Below are 19,857 nucleotides of genomic sequence, written 5' to 3'. Positions count from 1 at the left end.
GATGTCTCCAATCCTATTCGGCCGCCTCGGCCAATCGCGCGAGAGCCGGTTCAGTCGTTGGTTCAGTATGTTCGGCATCGCTGCGCTCGCGACGCTCGCGCAGCTGTTCGATCACCGCATAGAAGACCGGCACGAACACCAGCGACAGCACCGTCGCCGCCACCATGCCGCCAAAGACGGTGGTGCCGATCGACTGCCGGCTGGCGGCACCGGCACCCGTGGCGAACATCAGCGGCAGCACGCCGAGGATGAAGGCGAAGGCCGTCATCAGGATCGGCCGCAGCCTGAGCCGTGCTGCTTCCATGGCCGCATCGACGATGCTGAGGCCTTCCTCACGCCGTCGCCGGGCGAACTCGACGATCAGGATGGCGTTCTTCGCCGCCAGGCCGATCAGCATGACGAAGCCGATCTGCGAGTAGACGTCGATCTGCATGCCGCGCAGCAGCAGCACCGCGAAAGCGCCGAACAGGGCGAGCGGCACCGCCAGCAGCACCATGAACGGCATGGCCCAGCTTTCGTACTGCGCCGCCAGGATCAGGAACACAAACACCATGGCCAGCCCGAAGACGACGGACGCGATCGACCCGGCCTTCAGCTCCTGGAAGGTGATGCCGGTCCATTCATAGCCGAAATCCCTCGGCAGCGCCGTGGCCGCGGCGCGTTCCATCGCCGCCACCGCCTGTCCGGACGAGAAGCCGGGCGCGGCGCCGCCATTGATCAGGGCCGACGCGTTGTTGTTGTAGTGCGGCACGGTTTCGGGGCCGACGATCGGCACCAGCTTGCCCAGCGTGCTCAGCGGCACCATGCCGCCGGAGGCGTTGCGCACATAGAGCCGCGAGATGTCGGCCGCCCCGGCGCGCGCGTCCTTGTCGGCCTGGATCGTCACCCGGAAGGTGCGGCCGAACAGGTTGAAGTCGTTCACGTAGAGCGAGCCGAGATAGATCTGCAGCGTGTTGAACACGTCGGGCAGGCTGAGGCCCAAAAGCTTCGCCTTGGCGCGGTCGAGGTCGTAGTTGAACTGCGGCGTCGAAGTCGAGAACGACGAGAACAATTGCTGCGGGTTGAGCTCGGGCTGCTTGCGCGCCTCGGCGATCACGGCTTGCGTGGCGTCGTTGAGCGCTGCACTGCCGCGACCGGTCAAATCCTCGACCTGGAATTCGAAGCCGCCTGTGGTGCCCAAACCTGGGATCGAGGGCGGATCGAAGCTCAGCGCAAAGGCTTCTGGAATCTGCAGCAGCTTGTTGCGCACCTCGGCGACGAGTTTGGACGCGCTCTGGTCGGGGCCGCGCTCATCCCATGGCTTCAGGATGGCGAATTCCACCGCCGAGTTCGACTGCGCCGCACTGGTCAGGAAGTTGAGGCCGCTGATCGAGCCGACAATGTCGACGCCGGGCGTCGATTGCAGGATGTCGCGCGCCTTTTGCGCCACCGCGTCGGTGCGCTCCAGCGAGGCGCCGTCAGGCAGCTGGATGACGACGAAGAAATAGCCCTGGTCCTCGACCGGCAGGAAGGTCGAGGGCAGCTTCTGCCAGACGAAATAGGTCGCCACCAGGCCTGCCACGAAAACGCCGAGCATGATCCAGCGCAGGCGGATCAGGATGCGCACGCCATTGGCATAGGCATGCGACAGCTTCTCGAAGCCGGCATTGAACCAGCGGAACAGGAAGAACTGCGTTTCGCCGCGATGGCGCAGGAAGGCGGCGGAGAGCGCCGGACTGAGCGTCAGCGAATTGAAGGCGGAGATGCCGACGGAAATCGCCACGGTCAGCGCGAACTGGTTGTAGAGCCGCCCGGAGACGCCGGGGATGAAGGCGACCGGCACGAACACCGCCATCAGCACGGCGGTGGTGGCGATGATCGGACCCGTCACCTCGGCCATCGCCGCACGTGTGGCGGCGAGCGGCTTGAGGCCCGCTTCGAGTTGTCGCTCGACATTCTCGACCACGACGATGGCGTCATCGACGACGAGGCCGATCGCCAGCACCATGCCGAGCAGGGAGAGCATGTTGAGCGAGAAGCCGAGCATGTACATGACGGCCAAAGTCGCCACCAGCGACACCGGAATGGCGATGGTCGGGATGATCGTGGTGCGCCAGCTCTGCAGGAAGATGAACACCACGGCGACGACCAGCACCAGTGCCTCGCCAAGCGTGATCAGCACGTCATGCATCGAGGCCGAGACGAAGCGTGTCGTATCGTAATGCATGGCGTAGCTGACGCCCTTCGGGAAGCGCGCCGACAGTTCCTGCATCTTGTCCTTGACCCGCTGCTGCAGGTCGAGCGCATTGGAGCCCGGCATCTGGTAGACGGCGAGCACCACGGTCGGGTCCTTGCCGAAGAAGGCCGACGAGGAATATTGCAGCGCGCCGAGCTCGATGCGGGCGACGTCCTTCAGCCGCACCAGCGAGCCGCTGGCGGAATTGGCGCGCACGACGATGTCGCCGAATTCCTTCGGGTCGCTCAGCCGCCCGACCGCGTTGACCTGCATTTCGAAGGCGGTGCCGGCAGGCGCCGGCGACTGGCCGATCTTGCCGGCCGCCACCTGGACGTTCTGTTCGGAAATCGCGTTCTGCACGTCGACGGCGGTGATGCCGAGATTGGCGAGCTTGTCGGGATCGAGCCAGACACGCATCGAATAGCGCCGCTCGCCGAATATCTGCACGTCGCCGACGCCGGGCAGCCGCTTCAGCGGGTCCACAACCTGCAGGTAGGCGAGGTTGCTCAACGCCACCGGATCGACGGAGCCGTCGGGCGAAGTGAGGTCGACGATGAGGACGAAATTCGGGTTCTGCTTCTTGATCGTCACGCCGCCTTGGTTGACGATCGCCGGCAGCGAGGACGCCGCCTGCGACACCCGGTTCTGGACGTCGACGGCTGCCGTGCTCAGCGGATAGCCGACATCGAAGGTGATGGTGATGGTCGAAGAGCCGTCATTGGAGCTCGACGACGACATGTAGGTCATGCCTTGCACGCCGTTGATCTGCTGCTCGAGCGGCGTCGTGACGGTGTCGGCCACCACCTGCGCGCTGGCGCCTGGATACTGGGCGCTGACCACGACCTGCGGCGGCGTGATGTCGGGAAACTGCGAGACCGGTAGGAGGAAATAACAAATCGCCCCGGCGAGCACCATGATGATGGCGATCGCCGACGCGAAGATCGGGCGGTGGATGAAATAGTTCACCATGACACGCAGGCCTCGTTGAATGCTTTGGCTTCGCCAAACGCGTTGGCGATTCTGGACAGCTGCCGGCTGCGCGCCGAGTCTTCCAGAAAACGCGGCGGCGCCTTGCGAGCTGGCGCCTGCGCGGCCGCCAGCGAACGCAGCGTCGCCTCGAAGGCGCGCGGATCGACGCGGTCCGCCTTCATCACCAGCCGGATCATCGGATCCCGGATGGCTTCATCGATCGTCAAATCCTTGCGCTGCGACATAGGAGCGGCTCCTGGCTGGCGATTCGCATCGGATGATCGCGAACCGTTTTTCGTCGTTCTCACCGGCCGAAGCCGCGTGACAGGCAGTGTTCTTGCCCTATTTCGTCCCGGTGGGGCCCAACGGCGATACCTGTCGTTGACGGGAGGCAAGATGGGTGTTACCAGTAAGTAACATTCGTCACGTTACAGACCGGTAACACCCTAGTCAAGAGGTGCGCCGAATTTTTAGGGAGACAAGGAGACTTCGATGGCAGACGGCACTACGGAACGCGTTCGGCCCCGGGATCGGATCCTGGAGACGGCGCAGGACATGTTTCACAAACATGGCATCAAGGGCGTCGGCGTCGATGCCATCACCGAGGCCGCCGGCACCAACAAGATGACGCTCTACCGTCATTTCGAGTCCAAGGACGACCTGATCATCGAGTGCCTTCGCGCCACAGCATGCAAGGCCGGTGCAATATGGGACGCGTTCGAGGCCGAGTATCCCGGCGACAAGCTCGCGCAACTGCATGCCTGGGTTCGCAAGGCCGCCGATATGCTCAATGCCGACAGCCGCGGCTGCGACATGGCCAATGCCGCCATCGAGCTCAGCGAGACCGACCATCCGGCGCGGCGCGTCATCAAGGAACTCAAAGAGGCCCAGCGCGAACGGCTCGTGGCGCTCTGCCGTGACGCCGGCGTCGGTCAGGCCGAGCTTCTCGCCGACACGCTGTCGCTGCTCCTCGAAGGCGCGCGCGTCTCGATGCAGAGCGTCGGCGCCGAAGGCCCGAGCGCACAATTCGTGCGCATGGCGGAAGGCCTGATCGCGTCGTTCCGGGCGCGGTAACGGCAGCCGGCGCCGCCGGTTCTGCCTTCCCGGCGCGGGGAGGCGTCTCAAAATTTCGGGCCAGAATAAAAAAAGCCCGCTGCCGGGAGGAGGTGGCAGCGGGCTCGATTTCGAATGAGACGCGGGAGGAGGTGCGCCGCATTCAGCGTCGGCATCGCATCTGGGAGGAGTAGATGGCCGACACCCAGATATCTACCGATTGCTTAATGATTCGGCAACCATAAAAGTTGCATAGCAGGTGTGCAGAATTGCCGCATCACGCACCAATCGTCCTACAAATCCGGACAAAGCGACCTTGCCACGACGCGCTAACCTATTGAACCGGCACGTTTTCCTTGAAGATCAGGCGCGGCTCGATGAATTTTTTCGTCAGGTAAGGCGCCGAAGACGCGATCGAGCCGAGCAGGCGGATGACCGACTGTTCGGCGATCAGCCGCGCATTCTGGTCGATGACGACATCGGCGATATCGTCGACCAGGTAGCCGCGCGTTTCCCGGGTCAGGTCGTGGCAGATGAACACCGGCTTCTTCTTCGGCCTTGCCTCCAGCAGCGCCTTGGCCACGCCCGAGCGACCGGCGCCGACGCAATAGATGCCGAACAATTCCGGTTCGTTGTGCAGCGCCTTCATCGTCGCGGTGTAGCTCACCTCCGGCTCGTCATTGATCTCGACCGCGCTTGAAACGGTGAGGTTGGGGAATTCCTCGCCGAGCACCGAGCGAAAACCCATCTCGCGCTCCTCATGGCCGCGATAGGAGCGCGACCCGACGACCATGGCAAGATGTCCGGTGCGACCGCCGAGGAACCGTCCCATCAGAAGCGCCGCCGTGCGCCCGGCCACCCGGTTGTCGATCCCGACATAGGCCGAGCGTGGCGCCGCCGGAACGTCCGATACCAGCGTGACCAGACGGATGCCGGCCTCGACCACCTCGCGCAGGATGTTTCGGGTTCTCGGATGATCGACGGCGATGACGCCGACGCCGTTTGCCTTGAGCGACAGGTTCTCGATGGCGCTCTGCAGCGCGCCGGGCGCGATGCCGGCGAGGCTGTGGATGCGGCAGGACGCGACCAGCGGCAGGCGCGCCGCATAATCCTCGATATGTTTGGCGAGATCGATCATGAAGGCGTTCGAGCCGATCGGCAGGAAGAACTCCAGATGCGCCGGCTTCGACGGCAGCGCCACCTGGTCGACCACAGGCAGATAGCCGAGCTGCCTGGCAGCTTCCATCACACGCTGCCGGTTGGCGGCACTTGCACCCGCCCGGTTGTTCAGCACCCGGTCGACCGTCGCGGTCGACAGCCCGCAGCTCCTGGCGATATCGGCAACGGTGGCTTTCATTGTCACAGTCATAGGAGCTGGTGCGATCCTGTGCCAGACAGCGAATGGGTGGTGCTCAGCTTGGCCGTTGCGTGTCCTCGGCGAGAGCCGCGCGGATTTCCTTGTCGGACATGCCGGTGATGATCCGCTCGACCTCGGCGACATTGGTCTTCTTCGGGTCGATATCGTCGGCCACAACCTTGCCCATGCGCATGACGACGATGCGGTCGACCACCTGGAAGACGTGATGGATGTTGTGGGCGATGAAGATGCAGGAGTGGCCGGAATCGCGGGCGCTGCGCACGAAGCTCAACACGCCTTGCGTTTCGGCGACGCCGAGATTGTTGGTAGGTTCGTCGAGGATGATGAGGTCGCTGTCGAAATGCATGGCGCGCGCGATCGCCACCGCTTGCCGCTCGCCGCCGGACAGCGAGCCGATCGGCGTCGTCGGCGGGATGTTCTTCGAAATACCGACCTGTTTGAGCAGGTCTCGGGCAACCACGTTCATGGCTTCCTGGTCCATGCGGTTGAGGAAGCGCGGCGGCTTGATCGGCTCGCGCCCGAGGAACAGGTTGCGGGCGATCGAAAGCTGCGTGACCAGTGCTGAATCCTGGTAGATCGTCTCGATGCCGTGGGCGATGGCGTCGCTGGTGCTGCGCAAATTGACCTTCTTGCCGCGGATGAAGATATCGCCGCTGGTCAGCGGCACCGCGCCCGACAGCACCTTGATCAGCGTCGACTTGCCGGCGCCGTTGTCGCCGAGCAGCCCGACGATCTCCTGTTCGTTGACGTGGAAATTGGCGTCCACCAGCGCCTGCACGCGCCCGTAGGACTTGCGGATGTTCGTCATGCGGATGAGCGGTTCAGCCATGGTTCACGTCCCTGCCTGATGCCGGCGTTCCAGCCACGAGTGGAGCGCCATCATGCCGAGGATGATGGCGCCGATGAAGATGTTGTAAGCGAGCCCCGGCACGCCGATCAGCACGATGCCGTTGCGCATCACGCGCAGGATCAGGATGCCGAGCACGGTGCCGATAATGGTGCCGCGTCCGCCGGTCAGTGCCGTGCCACCGATCACCACCATGGCGATGACTTCGAGCTCGTAGCCGGTGCCGCTGTTGGGGTTGGCCGCCGAGGTGCGCAGCGAAGAAATGACGCCGGCGAGCGAAGCCATCAGCGACGACAGCACGAACAGGCCGATCTTGACGCCATTGACGTTGACGCCGCGGGCGCGCGCCGCGTTGGGGTTGCCGCCGGCCGCCTGGATCCAGTTGCCGGTGCGACTCTGCGTCAGCACGTAGCCCAGCGCGATCGCCGCGGCGATGAACCAGAACAGCGACATGTAGACACGGAACGGGCCGATGAAGAAATCGCCGACCAGCGCTTCCGCCAGCCAGCTGCCTTCGGCGCTCCAGGTGCGTTGCGGGAATCCGTCGGTGACGAACAAAGCCGTGCCGCGCACCACCAGCAGCATGCCGAGCGTCACCAGGAAGGACGGGATCTTGAGCTGTGTCACGAACCAGCCATTGACCAGGCCGATGAAGGCGGCGCCGACCAGCGCAACGACGAGCCCCATCTCCAGCGAGGTGACGCCGCTGTTGAACAGCGTCCACATCAGCACCGGCGAGAAGCCGAACAGCGAGCCGACCGAGAGGTCGAATTCGCCCGATGTCATCAAAAGCGTCATCGCCAATGCAATCAGGCCGAGCTCGACGGTGAAGGCCAGTATGTTGGAAATGTTCTGCGGCGACAGGAAGTCGGGATTGATGCCCCAGAACACGACGAGCTCGATGACGAGCAGGACGAATGGCCCGAATTCCGGCCTGCCGATCAGGCTTTGGATGAGGGAGCGATTTTCCACGAGCAACCCGCGACATGAATGGAATGGGCTGAGACCTGCACCGCATCGGGTGAAGCTCGGCGAAACGGACGGGACAGCCGCGACCGCCGATGCGGTCGCGGCTGTTCGGTCATGGGGCTATTTGCCGGACAGGATCTTGTCGTACACTTCGGCGGTGTCCTTCTCGTAGAGCGCGCCGGTGATGACGTTGAAGCCCGGAGGAATGCCGGCGGCAGCCATGTTGGCGAGCGAAAGCGCCACATAGCTGGTCGCCTGCGGATCCTGCCACTGTGCGGCATTGACGTAGCCGCTCAGCACTTCCTGGGTGGTGTCGAGCGAGTTGCCCCAGCCGACGACCGGGATTTCGCCCGGCTTGACGCCGACCTGGTCGAACACCCGCTTGATCGAGCCGGTGACCAGGTCGCCGAGGCCGATGATCGCCTTGACCTTGGCCTTGTTGGCGGTGAGATAATCGACCATGCGGTTGATCACTTCGGCCTGGTCGAGCGTGGCTTCGGTGATTTCATAGGTGATGCCGAGCGGCTCGAAGACGCTCTTGATGCCTTCCTCTTCCTGCACGCCATAGGTGGCGCCGGGGACTTCGACGGGCATCCAGACGAAATCGCCCTTCTTCACCAGGCCCTTGTCGACCAGATACTGCGCCCAGTGCTTGCCGAAGGTGACATTGTCGCCGCCGACATAGGCATTGAAGTTCGCCTTCGGGTCGGGCGTGTTGAAGTTGATGATCGGGATGTTGGCGGCGCGCGCTTCCTTCACGATCTCAACAAGGCTGCCCGGATCGGGGCTGGTGGTGACGATGCCATCGGCCTTGGCCGAAATGGCGGCGCGCACCGCTTCTTGCTGGGACGCCACGTCGCCATTGTGGAACGAGGTGTTGACGGTGTTGCCGGTGTCGGTCGCCCATTGCTTGGCGCCGGCGAGGAAGTAGGTCCAGACCGGGTCGGCCGGGCCGCCATGCGAAATCCAGTAGAAGGTCTTGGCTTGTGCCGCCGCCGGAATGGCAAGCGCCATGATCAAGCCAAGCACGAGCAGTCTTAGCCTCGTCAGCATTTGATTTCCTCCCATGTTGAAAACGACCTCCCCGTCAGGTGCGATGCGACCCAAAGATCGCATCTCCTGCCAGCGCCGACCGGGTGCTCTCAGCACATTCCCATTTTCGGCCACTGGCAAGCCTCCACCCGCCAATGGACGTTGGCGCACGGCACAGCGCCATCAGCAATCCCATCAGATTGCATCAGCTGGGGTGATATTTCCCGGGCAACCGGAGCTTCATCGGCACGGACTGTCGTCCTCGCCCACCGAAGCGTCCGGGCATTCAACAATGAAAGGGGCGAGATGCTCCCGGTCGCAGGCGAGGCGAGCCGGCTAGATCAAACCGGCCTTGGCGAGGTCGCGCATCAAATGGCTGGCGCCATAGGTCCAGTGCGGACAGTCGGGCGACAGCCGGACACGGTTGACCAGCGCGCCGAATTTCTCCGACGAGATGGTGACGATGTCGCCAACCTTGTGGGTAAAACCCTTGCCCTTCTCGCCGCGATCCTTCGACGGCACGAACATGGTGCCGAGATAGAGCGCCAGCCCATCCGGGTACTGGTGGTGCGGCCCCATTGCGGCGGCAACCAGCTCTTCCGGCGAACGGCTGATCTCGGCCATCGAACTGGCGCCCTCCAGAGAAAACCCGTCCTCGCCCTCGACCTTCAGGCGCACGATGGCCTGCTTCACGTCATCGATGGAGAAGGTGTCGTCGAACAGCCGGATGAACGGGCCGAGCGAGGCCGTGGCGTTGTTGTCCTTGGCCTTGCCGAGCAACAGCGCCGAGCGTCCCTCAACGTCGCGCAGATTGACGTCATTGCCGATCGTGGCGCCGACGATCTTGCCGCTGCTGGCGGCGATCATGGCGATCTCCGGCTCCGGATTGTTCCAGGTCGACACCGGATGCAGGCCGACATCGGCGCCGAAACCGACCGAAGCCATCGGCTGGCACTTGGTGAAGATCTCGGCATCCGGGCCGATGCCCACTTCCAGATATTGCGACCAGGCGCCGCGCTGGATCAGCTTGGCCTTGATCTCCATCGCTTCCGGCGAGCCGGGCTTCAGCTTCGACAGGTCGTGGCCGATCAGCCCGACAATGTCGGCACGGATGGCATCGGCCTTTTCCGCCGAGCCGCGCGCCTGCTCCTCGATGACGCGTTCGAGCAGGCTGACGACGAAGGTGACGCCCGACGCCTTGACCGCCTGCAGGTCGACCGGCGAGTACAGATAGGGTTTTTGCGCGTCCCGCGTGCTCTCGAAACTGTTGGCGGCGATCGCATCGAGCGAGCCGATCGGCTTGCCGTTGGCGGCGCGAACGTGGCCGGCCGGATCCGCCATTTCGCAGACGTCGCGAACGGTTGGCGCCGTGCTCGAGGTGATGTCGAAGACCGTGCCGTCGCGCACCGTGACCACCAGCGGATAGGGCGCTTCGCCTGTCCTGGCGCGGCCGATGAAGAGGCCGTCGGCGGGCAGGAGGCTTGGATTGGTCATGTCTGCGGTTCTCCCCAGTCTGGTTACGGCGATCTTCCCTGGCCGAACGATCGAAAAGGCCGAGCCGATCGGCGCGGCACTTTCGTCGGATTCCGGTCAAAGGTCTATCCCGTTCGTGATGCGGTTTTCGACGGGGTCGGCCGGCAAATTGCCCACATGCGTCGCAACAAGATCGAAACGCTCTTTCAAATTTGTGAAATCGACAATAGGATTTTCACGCACAATCAACACCCAGGGTGATCCTTGTCCTCACCGTTTTCCGATCCGATCTGGCAAAAGCCCAAAGCGGTAACCGCATTCCCGTCACTTTTCCCGGCCGGCAGCCCTGTCGATGTCGTCATCGTCGGCGGCGGCATCATGGGTCTGTCGACGGCGTTGCACGCGGCGCGCCTCGGTCTTTCCGTTCAGGTGCTGGAGGCCGGCGCGATCGGGGAGGGCGCGTCGGGTCTGAATGGCGGCCAGGTCATCCCCGGCCTCAAGTATGATCCGGAATGGCTCGTCGAGCATTTCGGCCCCGGGCGCGGTGCGGCCCTGGTCAATTTTGCGGCCGCGACGGCTGATGCAGTGTTCAACCTGATCCGCGACGAGAAGCTGGCGGTGCCGTTCACGCGCAATGGCTGGATTCAGGCCGCGCACACCGAGACCGCGCTGAAGGCGGCAGCGAACCGCGACCGGCAGTGGCGGGCGCGCGGCGCCGATGTCCAGCTTCTGAGCCAGACGGAAATCGCGGCGATGACCGGTGCGCAAGGCTATCTCGGCGGCTGGCTCGACCGCCGTGCCGGCGTCATCGATCCGCTCGCCTATACGTCGGAACTGGCGCGCATCGCCACGGCCGCCGGCGCCAGGATCGCCGAGCGCCAGAAGGTGGTGAAACTCACCAAGGAAGCCGGGCTTTGGCGCGCCTCGACCGCAAACGGCGTCGAATTGCGGGCGAAGGCGGTCGTTCTGGCAACCAACGCCTATACCGGCGGGCTGCTTCCCGGCCTGGCCCAGACCATCGTGCCGCTGCATTCCTTCCAGATCGCGACGGCGCCGCTGTCGTCCAATCTCGCAGCCACCATCCTGCCGGAGGGGCAGGCGGTGTCGGACTCGCGCCGCATCCTCGTCTACTACCGCAAGAGTGCCGACGGCCGGCTGGTCTTGGGCGGTCGCGGCCGCATGGCGCTGCCGACGAGTGAGGGTGACTGGGCGCATCTCGAGCGGGCGTTGCGGCGGCTCTATCCGGCGCTGTCGGGCATCGCCATCGAGAAGCGCTGGTTCGGCCGCGTGGCGATGACGCCGGACCATCTGCCGCATGTCCACGAGCCTGAGCCGGGCCTGCTCGCCGTGGTCGGCTGCCAGGGCCGCGGCGTCGGCCTGATGACCGCGCTTGGCGGGCGGATGGCGAGCTATCTGGCGAACGGCGATATCAACCAGTTGCCATTCCCGCTGTCACCGATCCGGCCGATTCCGTTCCATGCCTTCCGCCAAATTGGCGTTGCCGCGACGATCGCCTGGTACCGGATGCTGGACGCCTTCGAGCGCTGATTTCATGGCCAACCATGAATCAGCTTGACAGTTTCATGAATATGAAAAAAGTTAACCCGATTTCATAATTCTGTTGGACAATTCGATGTCGACCATCGCAGCAGGGCAGTCGCTGCCGGAATCCCGGTCCTCACCGGCTTTCCGCTTCGCGATGTTGCTGCCGGGCGGGCTGGTCACGTTCTTCCTCATCCTGTTTGCCCTCGGCCTCGTCCTCTTCCTCGCCTTTCGCGGCAATGACGGGTCGCTGCTCGGCGCCGGCCTGACCATCGCGAACTTCGCCACGGTAGCGTCCGATCCGCTCTACTGGACAGTGACGCTGCGCTCGCTGGCGATCGCCGGCCTGGTGACGCTTGCCACGGTGGTGACCGCCTATCCGGTCGCCTATTATCTTGCCTTCCATGCCGGGCGGCGGCGCGGCCTGCTGCTGTTCCTGGTGACGCTGCCGTTCTGGACCAGCTATCTGCTGCGCGTCTTCGCCTGGAAGATCGTGCTCGCCTATAATGGCGTGCTGAACTCGGCGCTGATCGAAAGCGGCATCTGGTCGGAGCCGACACTGGCCTTCCTCAACACGCCGGCCGCGGTCGTCGTCACGCTTGCGCACGCCTACGCGCCCTTCGCCATCCTGCCCATCTATGTGGCACTGGATACCATCCCGAAATCGCTGCTCGAAGCCGCATCGGATCTTGGCGCCAGACCCTTCACCTCTTTCCGCCGCGTCGTGCTGCCGAACTCGATGCCGGGCGTGCTGGCGGCAGCCCTCGTCGTCTTCGTGCCGACGGTCGGCGACTATGTCACGCCGGCCATGGTCGGCGGCCCGACCAGCACCATGATCGGCTCGCTGATCCAGTCCGAGTTCGGCAAGGCCAATGACTGGCCGTTCGGCGCCGCCCTTTCGGTCTGCGTCATGCTGGTCATCCTCTGCGTGGTCCTGGTGGCGCGCGGCGCCGACCGCAGATTTGGCAGCCGCATATGAGCACGACGCGCACCGAGGCCAATGCAGGCGGCCGCTGGCTCGGCGCCTATGTGCTTGCCTATCTGGTCTTCCTCTATCTGCCGATCCTGCTGATCCCGCTGTTTTCCTTCAACGATTCGATCCAGGCGGCGTTTCCGCTGCAAGGCTTCACGCTGCAGTGGTACGCGACGCTCTACGGCAATCCGGCACTGTCGGGCGCGCTCGCCAACAGCCTCGTCATCGCGGCGATAGCCGCTTCCGGCGCCACGCTCTGCGGCATCACCGTCTCCTACATGGATCTCTACGGTCGCTCGCCGCTGGCCGCCACCATCAGCGCCATCGCCCGGCTGCCGATTCTCATTCCCGGCGTCATCGTCGGCATATCGCTGCTGATCCTGGTCAACCTCGTCGGCTTCGGCCCGTCGCGCATCGCCATCGTGCTCGGCCACATATTGGTGGCGCTGCCGACGACCGTGGTCGTGATGCGCAGCCGCTTCGCCGCCATCCCCAAAACCATCCGCGAGGCAGCACTCGATCTCGGTGCCTCCGACTGGACGACGTTCCGGCGCGTCATGCTGCCGCTCAGCCTGCCGGCGGTGCTGTCGGCCTTCATGCTGGCTTTCCTGACGTCCTTCGACGAGTTCATCGTCGTTTTCTTCCTCGCCGGCACCGAGCCGACGCTGCCGCTCTACATCTGGAGCCAGCTGCGCTTTCCGCGGTCGCTGCCGACCGTCATGGCGCTGGGCACGGCGATCCTGGTCGTGTCCTTCGTCATCGCTGCCCTCGCCGAAATTTTGCGCCACCGCGGGCTCGGTACGGCCCGCCGGACAGCCGCCGCCAATCCAGCCTGACCATAACAACGAAGAGGAGAACGAAAATGGCATTCCACCTGAAATCGCTCGCCGGACACAAGGCCCGCGCCGGCCTTGCCGCACTCGCATTGGCGCTTTCGTCGACCGTCGCGTTGGCTGCCGACAAGCTGCAATACTTCACCTGGTCGGGCTATGAACTGCCCGAATTCAACAAGAGCTTCCTTGCAGCGCATCCCGATGGCGTCGAGGCCTCGATCTTCGGCGATGACGACGACGCCTTCACCAAGGTCAAGGCCGGTTTCCGCCCCGACATCGCGCATCCCTGCTACGACAAGGTGGCGCGCTGGAACAAGGAAGGCCTGCTGCAGCCGATCGACACCAAGCGCATCAAGAACTGGGATTCGATCTTCCCCGTGTTCAAGAACCTGCCCGATTTGCAGGCCGGCGACGGCAAGGTCTGGATGGTGCCGTGGGACTGGGGCAACACCTCGATCCTCTACCGCACCGACCTGGTGAAGAACCCGGAAGCCAGTTGGAACCTGCTGTGGGACAAGCAGTATGCCGGCCGCATGGCGACGATCGACGCCGTGCATGACACGCCTGTCGTGGCGGCACTTCTCGCCGGCGTCAATCCGTTCGACATGACGCCGGAGCAAATGGACAAGGTGGCGGAGAAGTTGCGCGAGCAGCGCCCGCTGCTTTCCAACTACACCACCGACATGACCTCGGTGGAGCAGGCGCTGGCCAGCGGTCAGCTGGTCGCCGCCATGACCTGGAACGCGTCGGCCACCTCGCTGAAGAAGCAGGGCGTGCCGGTCGAGTTCATGAAGCCGAAGGAAGGCATGCTGACCTGGTCCTGCGGCTTCGTCATACTGAAGGACGCCAAGAACGTCGACCTCGCCTATGACTTCATCAACAGCCGGCTGGAGACGGATTCGGGCAAATACCTGATCCAGGCCTATGGCTATGGCAGCTCGACCAGCTCGGCCTTCGCCGCCGTGCCGAAGGAGGAGCTGGACAAACTGCAGCTGCCGTCCGACCCGGAGGTGATGCTGAAGACCACCGTCTTCACCGGGCCAATGAAACAGAATGACGACCTCGCCAAGATGTTCGAGAAGGTGAAGGCGGGCGGTTGAGTTTTCGGCCTCTCGTGATGGAGACGACCAATTGGCGAAGTTTGCGCCGCCCCTCATCCGCCTGCCGGCACCTTCTCCCCGTAATTGACGGGGAGAAGGAGGCTGGGTGCGACCTCGGCGCTCTTCTGCAACGCTGGCAATTGGCGAAATCCGCGATGAGAGCGTCCCTCTCCCCGTCACCATACGGGGAGAGGATGCCGGCAGGCAGGTGAGGGGCGGCACCGACGCCTGTAAAGTGCGAATCCAACCCTGAAGCCGGCCCTTCGGGCGCCTGCTGAAGTACTGCAACGAGGACGAACGGATGGACATGCTGGACGAGGCGGCCGACAGGCCGAAGGACGATGCCGATGTGCGGGTCGGCCGGCGCGTGCGGGCGCTGAGGCTCGAGCGCAACCTGTCTCTGGCCGAGCTTGCCGCCAAGGCCGGCGTGTCGATCGGCGCGCTCAGCCAGATCGAGCGCGGCATGTCCTCACTCAGGGTCAAAGTGATCTGGCCGCTCGCCGCCGCTTTGGACATCGAACCGTCGGCGCTGATCGCCGACGGCAACGATGCGGTCAACGATCTCTATTGCGTGCGCGCCGGCAGCCGGCGGCAGATCCCGGTCAAGTCGGAAGGCATCGCCAAGGCGCTGCTGTCGCCGCCGGCCGCCACGCTGACCGGCATGCTGGTGAGCGTCGAGGCCGGCGGTGGTACCGCCGAGGCCTATGCCCATGCCGGCCATGAATTTGGTTATGTCCTGTCGGGCGAGGTCGAGCTGGTGGTGGATTCGACCACCTATGCGCTGAAGACCGGCGACAGTTTTGCGTTCAAGAGCACGCTTCTGCACGCCTTCCGCAATCCGGGTGCCGAGCGCTGCCAGATCCTCTGGGTCAACACGACAAAACCGTCCGAGGTTCGCGATGGCGCCTGATCCACTCGTCCGGCTGGATGCGGTTTCGAAGATTTTCCCCGGCGGCATCGTCGGGCTGGATACCGTCGACCTGGATATCGCCCGCGGCGAGTTCCTGACCTTGCTTGGGCCCTCCGGCTGCGGCAAGACCACCAGCCTCAGGGTGATCGCCGGTTTCGAGAGCCCGTCGAGCGGCAAGGTGCTGCTCGAAGGTCGCGACATCACCGCGCTCCGGCCGTTCGACCGCCCGGTCAACACCGTGTTCCAGGACTACGCGCTGTTTCCACACATGAACGTCGCCGAAAATGTCGGCTTCGGCCTGTCGTTGCGCAAGCTGTCCGGAACCGAACAGGCCAAGCGCGTCGGAGAAGCGCTCGACATGGTCGGCCTCGCCGACAAGATCGGCGCCCGGGTCTCCGAACTGTCGGGCGGCCAGCGCCAGCGCGTTGCACTCGCTCGCGCCATTGTCTGCGAGCCGCGCGTGCTTTTGCTCGACGAGCCGCTGTCGGCGCTCGACGCGCATCTGCGCGAACAGATGCAGGTCGAACTGAAGCGCCTTCAGTCAAGGCTCGGCACCACCTTCGTCATGGTCACCCACGACCAGACCGAGGCGCTGTCGATCTCCGATCGCATCGTCGTCATGAACAAGGGCTGCATCGAGCAGATCGCGCCGCCGGCGACGCTCTACGACCGGCCCGCCACCAAATTCGTCGCCAGCTTCATCGGCACCATGAACCTGTTGCAGTCGCGCTTTGTCGGCCGCGACGGCGACCGTCTGCGTTTCACCGCAGGCGCCTTGCCGCTGGAGGCCGTGTCGGAAACCGGCGAGGCACCGGGCGAAGGTTCTGTGCGCACCATCGGCGTGCGTCCGGAGGATCTGCTGGTGGCAACCGAAGCAGCCTCCGGCACCGCGCCGGCGCGGGTCAACAGCATCGTCTTCCACGGCCGCACCTTGCGTCTGCATGCCGAACTGGGGCAGGGGATGCCGGTGGTGATCGATGCGCCGCGCCGGGCCGAGGGTTTTCAGTTCAGCGTCGGCGACGTGGCGCACATCAGCCTGCGCCGTGGCGCCAACTGCCCGATGCTCTCCAGCTAATCTTCTCGCCATTTCCAGATAACGGAGCCCTACCATGAGCAATCACCTGAACTTTTTCATCGACGGCAAATGGGTGGCACCGGTCGTGCCAGCGACGCTGGACGTGATCGACCCTTCGACCGAGGAGGCCTACACCAAGATTTCCGTTGGCTCCAAGGCCGATGTCGACAAGGCGGTCGCTGCCGCCAAGGCGGCCTTCCCCTCCTTCTCGCAGACCAGCAAGGCCGAACGCCTGAAGCTTCTGAAGCGCATCCTCGAAGTCTACAATGAGCGCTACGAGGACATCGCCCAGGCCGTCAGCCAGGAGATGGGCGCGCCGATCACCTGGGCGCGCGAAGCCCAGGCCTGGGCGGGCAGGGCGCATATGGAAGCCACCATCAAGGCGCTGGAGGATTACGATTTCTCGGAGAAGCGCGGCGGCACCATGGTGGTCAAAGAGCCGATCGGCGTCTGCGCGCTGATCACGCCATGGAACTGGCCGCTCAACCAGATCGTCTGCAAGGTGGCGCCGGCCATCGCCGCCGGCTGCACCGTGGTGCTGAAGCCGTCCGAGATCGCGCCGATCAGCGGCATCGTCTTCTCGGAAGTGATGGAAGCCGCGGGCACGCCGAAGGGCGTCTACAACATGATCAACGGCACCGGCCCGGATGTCGGCCAGGTCATGACCGGCCATCTGGATGTCGACATGGTCTCCTTCACCGGCTCGACCCGGGCCGGCATCATCGTCGCCAAGACGGCGGCCGAGACGGTCAAGCGCGTCGCGCAGGAGCTTGGCGGCAAGTCGGCCAACATCGTGCTGCCGGATGCCGACTTCGAGGCCGCCGTGCGCCAGGGCGTCAACGCCTGTTTTGGCAACAGCGGCCAGTCCTGTGATGCGCCGACGCGTATGCTGGTGCCGGCCGGCCGCCACGACGAGGCGCTGGCCATCGCCAAGACAGCAGCCGAAGCCCACACGGTCGGCGATCCGCGCTCGGAAGAGACCAAGCTCGGACCGGTCGTCTCCAACATCCAGTTCGACAAGATCCAGCGGCTGATCGAGGCCGGCATCAAGGAAGGCGCGACGCTCGTCACCGGCGGCCCCGGCCGGCCGGAGCACCTCAATCGCGGCTACTATGTGCGCCCGACCGTGTTCGGCCACGTCACGCCGGGCATGACCGTCGAGAAGGAAGAGATTTTTGGGCCGGTGCTGTCGGTCATTTCCTACAATGACGAGGACGAGGCGGTGAAGATCGCCAACGACACCGTCTACGGGCTCGCCGCCTATGTGCAGTCGCAGGATATCGAGCGTGCGCGCAAAGTGGCCGCACGCCTGCGCGCCGGCCAGGTGTCGATCAACTATCCGGAGTGGGATACGTTCGCGCCGTTCGGCGGCTACAAGCAGTCGGGCAACGGCCGCGAGTATGCCGACTGGGCCATCCACGACTTCCTCGAGGTCAAGGGCATCATCGGCTACGGCGCCTGAGGCTGACCAACTGCTCTCCCGGCGCACGCGATGCGCCGGGAAGCAACCTTCATGAGGCCTTGGCGAAAAACCCCTGATAGTCTGATTTGGCCTGCAGCAGGCGCAGGATGTTCTCACGCGACCCACGCACATGCGCGCGGGCGCGATCGCCTGCCAGCGCAACGTCACCCGCACAGATCGCATCGACGATGCCGGTGTGCTCCTCGCGGGTGAGCTGCCACTCGTCGAGCCACAAAAGTTCCGTCCACACATATTGCTGGCACTTGTCGAGGATGCCGCACACCATGCCGTGCAGCATCTCGTTGCCGCCGATCTCGGCGATGACGCGATGCAGGTCGATGCCGACCTGCAGCTCCTCGAATTGCTCCCTGGTGCTGCGGTCGGGGATCGCCGCCAGCCGCTCGCATTCGGCAAGCATGTCGCGAAGCCGCGCCTTGTCGGCCGCGGTCGCGTTGGCGGCGGCGAGCTCTGTTGCGCGGCCATCCAGCATTTCGCGAATGTCGAAAGCTTCGCGGAACATGGTCAGGTTGAATTCCGTCACCACATAGCCCTGGCGCGGCCGGCCGATCACCAGCCCGTCGCGCTCGAGCCGGTTGAAGGCTTCGCGCACTGGGGTGCGGCTGACGTTCAGGCGCGCCGCCATGTCGTTCTCCGTCACCCGGGCGCCGGGCGGAATCTGCCCAGTGATGATCAACGCCTTCAGCGACTCGAAGACCGAGTCGCGCAGCGTGTTCTTCCTCTCCTTGCTCAAGCGTCCCGCCTCCAACGGTCTGTCATGGATTCGCAATCTAGAGCCTTTTAGCAGACGTTTCGAGAAGGTCTAAAAGCCCTGAACTGACGCCCCCATTTTCTGCCGCGAAAAAACGCATGCCTGTGTTGACATCGGCCTTCGGCGGGCTACACTCAAAATTGTATACAAATTCGCATACCAAATCAACGATAATGGGAACACCGGTTGGAGAAGCGAAAATGACCAAGATCTCTTGCATTCACAGCCTGGCGCTCGCGGGGCTGCTGGCGTCGGCGGCGGTTCCGGCATTGGCCGCCGATACGATCACCGTCGCCTCATGGGGCGGCACCTATCAGGAGGCGCAGACCAAGGCCTTCTTCAAGCCGACGGCTGACGCACTCGGCATCACCATCAAGGAAGACACCACCAACGGCCTCGACGATGTCCGCCTGCAGGTCACCGGCAATGCCGTCAAATGGGACATCACCGAACTCGGCGCCGACGAATGCGCGCGCGGCTCCAAGGAAGGCCTGTTCGAGAAGCTCGACTACAACGTCATCGACAAGAGCGGCATCAACCCGAAGCTCGTCCATGACGACTGGGTCGGCATCTCCTATACCTCAGTCGTGCTGATCTATCGGACCGACGTCTTCGGCGACAAGGGACCGAAGACCTGGGCCGATTTCTGGAACGTCGAAAAGTTCCCGGGCCGCCGCGCGCTGAGCGGCGCCCAGGCGACCGAGACCCTGAGCGTTGCCGCGCTCGCCGAGGGAATTCCGATCGACAAGGTCTATCCGGTCGACATCGACGGCGCGCTCAAATCCGTCGACAAGATCCGTGGCCATGTCGATGCCTGGTGGACCTCCGGCGCGCAGGCCATGCAGTTGGTCAAGGACGGCGAAGTCGACATGGCGAGCATCTGGAACGGTCGTGCCGGCACCTTGAAGAAGGAAGGCGCGCCGGTCAGCTTCTCCTTCGACCAGGGCGTTCTCACCGCCGACTGCATGGTCATCCCAAAAGGCTCGAAGAACAAGGACATCGCCATGAAGGCGCTGGCCAAATTCGTCAGCCCTGACCTCCAGGCCAATCTGCCGCTCTATGTCGACAACGGGCCGGCCAACGAGAAGGCTTTCGAGACCGGCAAGATCCCGCCGGAGCGGATCAAGGACATCAATTCATCGCCCGAGAACGTCAAGAAGCAGGTCCTGCAAGATCCCGAATTCTGGCGCGACACGCTGGTCGAGGCGACGGAGAAGTTCAACAATCTGGTCCAGCAGTAGACAGGCAGCCTGATGG

Annotated in this window: 17 protein-coding genes; 9 read left to right on the top strand and 8 right to left on the bottom strand. The window is 64.1% G+C overall.

Features of this window, described 5'->3' with window-relative positions:
* Positions 1–13: 13 nt before the first annotated feature.
* Both AC1RUK_RS19630 and AC1RUK_RS19625 read right to left on the bottom strand, forming a co-directional pair.
* Positions 14–3,184 carry an efflux RND transporter permease subunit gene (locus AC1RUK_RS19630; protein ID WP_481834283.1) on the bottom strand — a complete coding sequence of 1,057 codons (3,171 nt, stop codon included), beginning with the start codon at positions 3,182–3,184 and terminating at the stop codon, positions 14–16.
* Positions 3,178–3,429 carry a hypothetical protein gene (locus AC1RUK_RS19625; RefSeq protein ID WP_481834284.1) on the bottom strand — a complete coding sequence of 84 codons (252 nt, stop codon included), beginning with the start codon at positions 3,427–3,429 and terminating at the stop codon, positions 3,178–3,180. Before AC1RUK_RS19625 ends, AC1RUK_RS19630 begins: the two co-directional genes overlap by 7 nt.
* A gap of 247 nt (positions 3,430–3,676) precedes the next feature.
* Here AC1RUK_RS19625 and AC1RUK_RS19620 point away from each other — a divergent pair, with 247 nt between their 5' ends.
* Positions 3,677–4,258: a TetR/AcrR family transcriptional regulator gene (locus AC1RUK_RS19620; protein ID WP_481834285.1), complete on the top strand. Its 582-nt coding sequence runs from the start codon at positions 3,677–3,679 to the stop codon at positions 4,256–4,258.
* A gap of 313 nt (positions 4,259–4,571) precedes the next feature.
* Here AC1RUK_RS19620 and AC1RUK_RS19615 read toward each other — a convergent pair whose 3' ends face one another.
* From AC1RUK_RS19615 to AC1RUK_RS19595, 5 genes are all read right to left on the bottom strand, one after another.
* Positions 4,572–5,594, bottom strand: a complete 1,023-nt coding sequence (locus tag AC1RUK_RS19615) for a LacI family DNA-binding transcriptional regulator (protein WP_481840081.1) — start codon at positions 5,592–5,594, stop codon at positions 4,572–4,574.
* Between the two features lie 55 nt (positions 5,595–5,649).
* Positions 5,650–6,444, bottom strand: a complete 795-nt coding sequence (locus AC1RUK_RS19610; protein ID WP_481834287.1) for an ATP-binding cassette domain-containing protein — start codon at positions 6,442–6,444, stop codon at positions 5,650–5,652.
* Positions 6,445–6,447: 3 nt separating this feature from the next.
* Positions 6,448–7,434, bottom strand: a complete 987-nt coding sequence (locus AC1RUK_RS19605) for an ABC transporter permease (protein ID WP_481834288.1) — start codon at positions 7,432–7,434, stop codon at positions 6,448–6,450.
* A gap of 117 nt (positions 7,435–7,551) precedes the next feature.
* On the bottom strand, positions 7,552–8,484 hold the full coding sequence (locus tag AC1RUK_RS19600; RefSeq protein ID WP_481834289.1) for a sugar ABC transporter substrate-binding protein: 933 nt from the start codon (positions 8,482–8,484) through the stop codon (positions 7,552–7,554).
* 315 nt (positions 8,485–8,799) lie between these two features.
* Positions 8,800–9,957, bottom strand: a complete 1,158-nt coding sequence (locus tag AC1RUK_RS19595; protein WP_481834290.1) for a fumarylacetoacetate hydrolase family protein — start codon at positions 9,955–9,957, stop codon at positions 8,800–8,802.
* Between the two features lie 243 nt (positions 9,958–10,200).
* Between AC1RUK_RS19595 and AC1RUK_RS19590 the strand changes: the two genes are divergently transcribed.
* From AC1RUK_RS19590 to AC1RUK_RS19560, 7 genes are all read left to right on the top strand, one after another.
* On the top strand, positions 10,201–11,484 hold the full coding sequence (locus AC1RUK_RS19590; RefSeq protein WP_481834291.1) for an NAD(P)/FAD-dependent oxidoreductase: 1,284 nt from the start codon (positions 10,201–10,203) through the stop codon (positions 11,482–11,484).
* Between the two features lie 85 nt (positions 11,485–11,569).
* Positions 11,570–12,457 (top strand): ABC transporter permease, encoded by an 888-nt coding sequence (locus AC1RUK_RS19585; RefSeq protein ID WP_481834292.1) that lies wholly within the window; start codon positions 11,570–11,572, stop codon positions 12,455–12,457.
* Positions 12,454–13,287 (top strand): ABC transporter permease, encoded by an 834-nt coding sequence (locus tag AC1RUK_RS19580; protein WP_481834293.1) that lies wholly within the window; start codon positions 12,454–12,456, stop codon positions 13,285–13,287. The genes AC1RUK_RS19585 and AC1RUK_RS19580 overlap by 4 nt, the downstream gene beginning before the upstream one ends.
* Positions 13,288–13,313: 26 nt before the next feature.
* A complete protein-coding gene (locus AC1RUK_RS19575) occupies positions 13,314–14,384 on the top strand; it encodes an ABC transporter substrate-binding protein (RefSeq protein WP_481834294.1) in 1,071 nt (356 codons plus the stop codon).
* Positions 14,385–14,685: 301 nt separating this feature from the next.
* On the top strand, positions 14,686–15,294 hold the full coding sequence (locus tag AC1RUK_RS19570) for a cupin domain-containing protein (RefSeq protein WP_481834295.1): 609 nt from the start codon (positions 14,686–14,688) through the stop codon (positions 15,292–15,294).
* Complete coding sequence (locus AC1RUK_RS19565) at positions 15,284–16,369, top strand: ABC transporter ATP-binding protein (RefSeq protein ID WP_481834296.1); 1,086 nt, start codon at positions 15,284–15,286, stop codon at positions 16,367–16,369. The genes AC1RUK_RS19570 and AC1RUK_RS19565 overlap by 11 nt, the downstream gene beginning before the upstream one ends.
* Before the next feature lie 34 nt (positions 16,370–16,403).
* On the top strand, positions 16,404–17,831 hold the full coding sequence (locus AC1RUK_RS19560; protein WP_481834297.1) for an aldehyde dehydrogenase family protein: 1,428 nt from the start codon (positions 16,404–16,406) through the stop codon (positions 17,829–17,831).
* A gap of 49 nt (positions 17,832–17,880) precedes the next feature.
* On the opposite strand, the gene AC1RUK_RS19555 is transcribed toward AC1RUK_RS19560, so the two are convergent.
* Positions 17,881–18,582 carry a GntR family transcriptional regulator gene (locus tag AC1RUK_RS19555; RefSeq protein WP_436171476.1) on the bottom strand — a complete coding sequence of 234 codons (702 nt, stop codon included), beginning with the start codon at positions 18,580–18,582 and terminating at the stop codon, positions 17,881–17,883.
* A gap of 218 nt (positions 18,583–18,800) precedes the next feature.
* Between AC1RUK_RS19555 and AC1RUK_RS19550 the strand changes: the two genes are divergently transcribed.
* Complete coding sequence (locus AC1RUK_RS19550; RefSeq protein WP_481834298.1) at positions 18,801–19,841, top strand: ABC transporter substrate-binding protein; 1,041 nt, start codon at positions 18,801–18,803, stop codon at positions 19,839–19,841.
* Positions 19,842–19,857: the final 16 nt, after the last annotated feature.

Source organism: Mesorhizobium monacense (genome assembly GCF_056781675.1).
The sequence above is the reverse complement of the archived record's forward strand: the minus strand, read 5'-3'. Positions and strand labels throughout refer to the sequence as shown.

Excerpts from the sequence above, each read along its gene's own strand:
- AC1RUK_RS19580 (WP_481834293.1), top strand. The coding sequence starts at position 12,454 with ATGAGCACGACGCGCACCGAGGCCAATGCAGGCGGCCGCTGGCTCGGC.
- AC1RUK_RS19595 (WP_481834290.1), bottom strand. The coding sequence starts at position 9,957 with ATGACCAATCCAAGCCTCCTGCCCGCCGACGGCCTCTTCATCGGCCGC.
- AC1RUK_RS19565 (WP_481834296.1), top strand. The coding sequence starts at position 15,284 with ATGGCGCCTGATCCACTCGTCCGGCTGGATGCGGTTTCGAAGATTTTC.
- AC1RUK_RS19560 (WP_481834297.1), top strand. The coding sequence starts at position 16,404 with ATGAGCAATCACCTGAACTTTTTCATCGACGGCAAATGGGTGGCACCG.
- AC1RUK_RS19625 (WP_481834284.1), bottom strand. The coding sequence starts at position 3,429 with ATGTCGCAGCGCAAGGATTTGACGATCGATGAAGCCATCCGGGATCCG.
- AC1RUK_RS19550 (WP_481834298.1), top strand. The coding sequence starts at position 18,801 with ATGACCAAGATCTCTTGCATTCACAGCCTGGCGCTCGCGGGGCTGCTG.
- AC1RUK_RS19575 (WP_481834294.1), top strand. The coding sequence starts at position 13,314 with ATGGCATTCCACCTGAAATCGCTCGCCGGACACAAGGCCCGCGCCGGC.
- AC1RUK_RS19610 (WP_481834287.1), bottom strand. The coding sequence starts at position 6,444 with ATGGCTGAACCGCTCATCCGCATGACGAACATCCGCAAGTCCTACGGG.
- AC1RUK_RS19615 (WP_481840081.1), bottom strand. The coding sequence starts at position 5,594 with ATGAAAGCCACCGTTGCCGATATCGCCAGGAGCTGCGGGCTGTCGACC.
- AC1RUK_RS19570 (WP_481834295.1), top strand. The coding sequence starts at position 14,686 with ATGGACATGCTGGACGAGGCGGCCGACAGGCCGAAGGACGATGCCGAT.
- AC1RUK_RS19600 (WP_481834289.1), bottom strand. The coding sequence starts at position 8,484 with ATGCTGACGAGGCTAAGACTGCTCGTGCTTGGCTTGATCATGGCGCTT.
- AC1RUK_RS19620 (WP_481834285.1), top strand. The coding sequence starts at position 3,677 with ATGGCAGACGGCACTACGGAACGCGTTCGGCCCCGGGATCGGATCCTG.
- AC1RUK_RS19585 (WP_481834292.1), top strand. The coding sequence starts at position 11,570 with ATGTCGACCATCGCAGCAGGGCAGTCGCTGCCGGAATCCCGGTCCTCA.
- AC1RUK_RS19630 (WP_481834283.1), bottom strand. The coding sequence starts at position 3,184 with ATGGTGAACTATTTCATCCACCGCCCGATCTTCGCGTCGGCGATCGCC.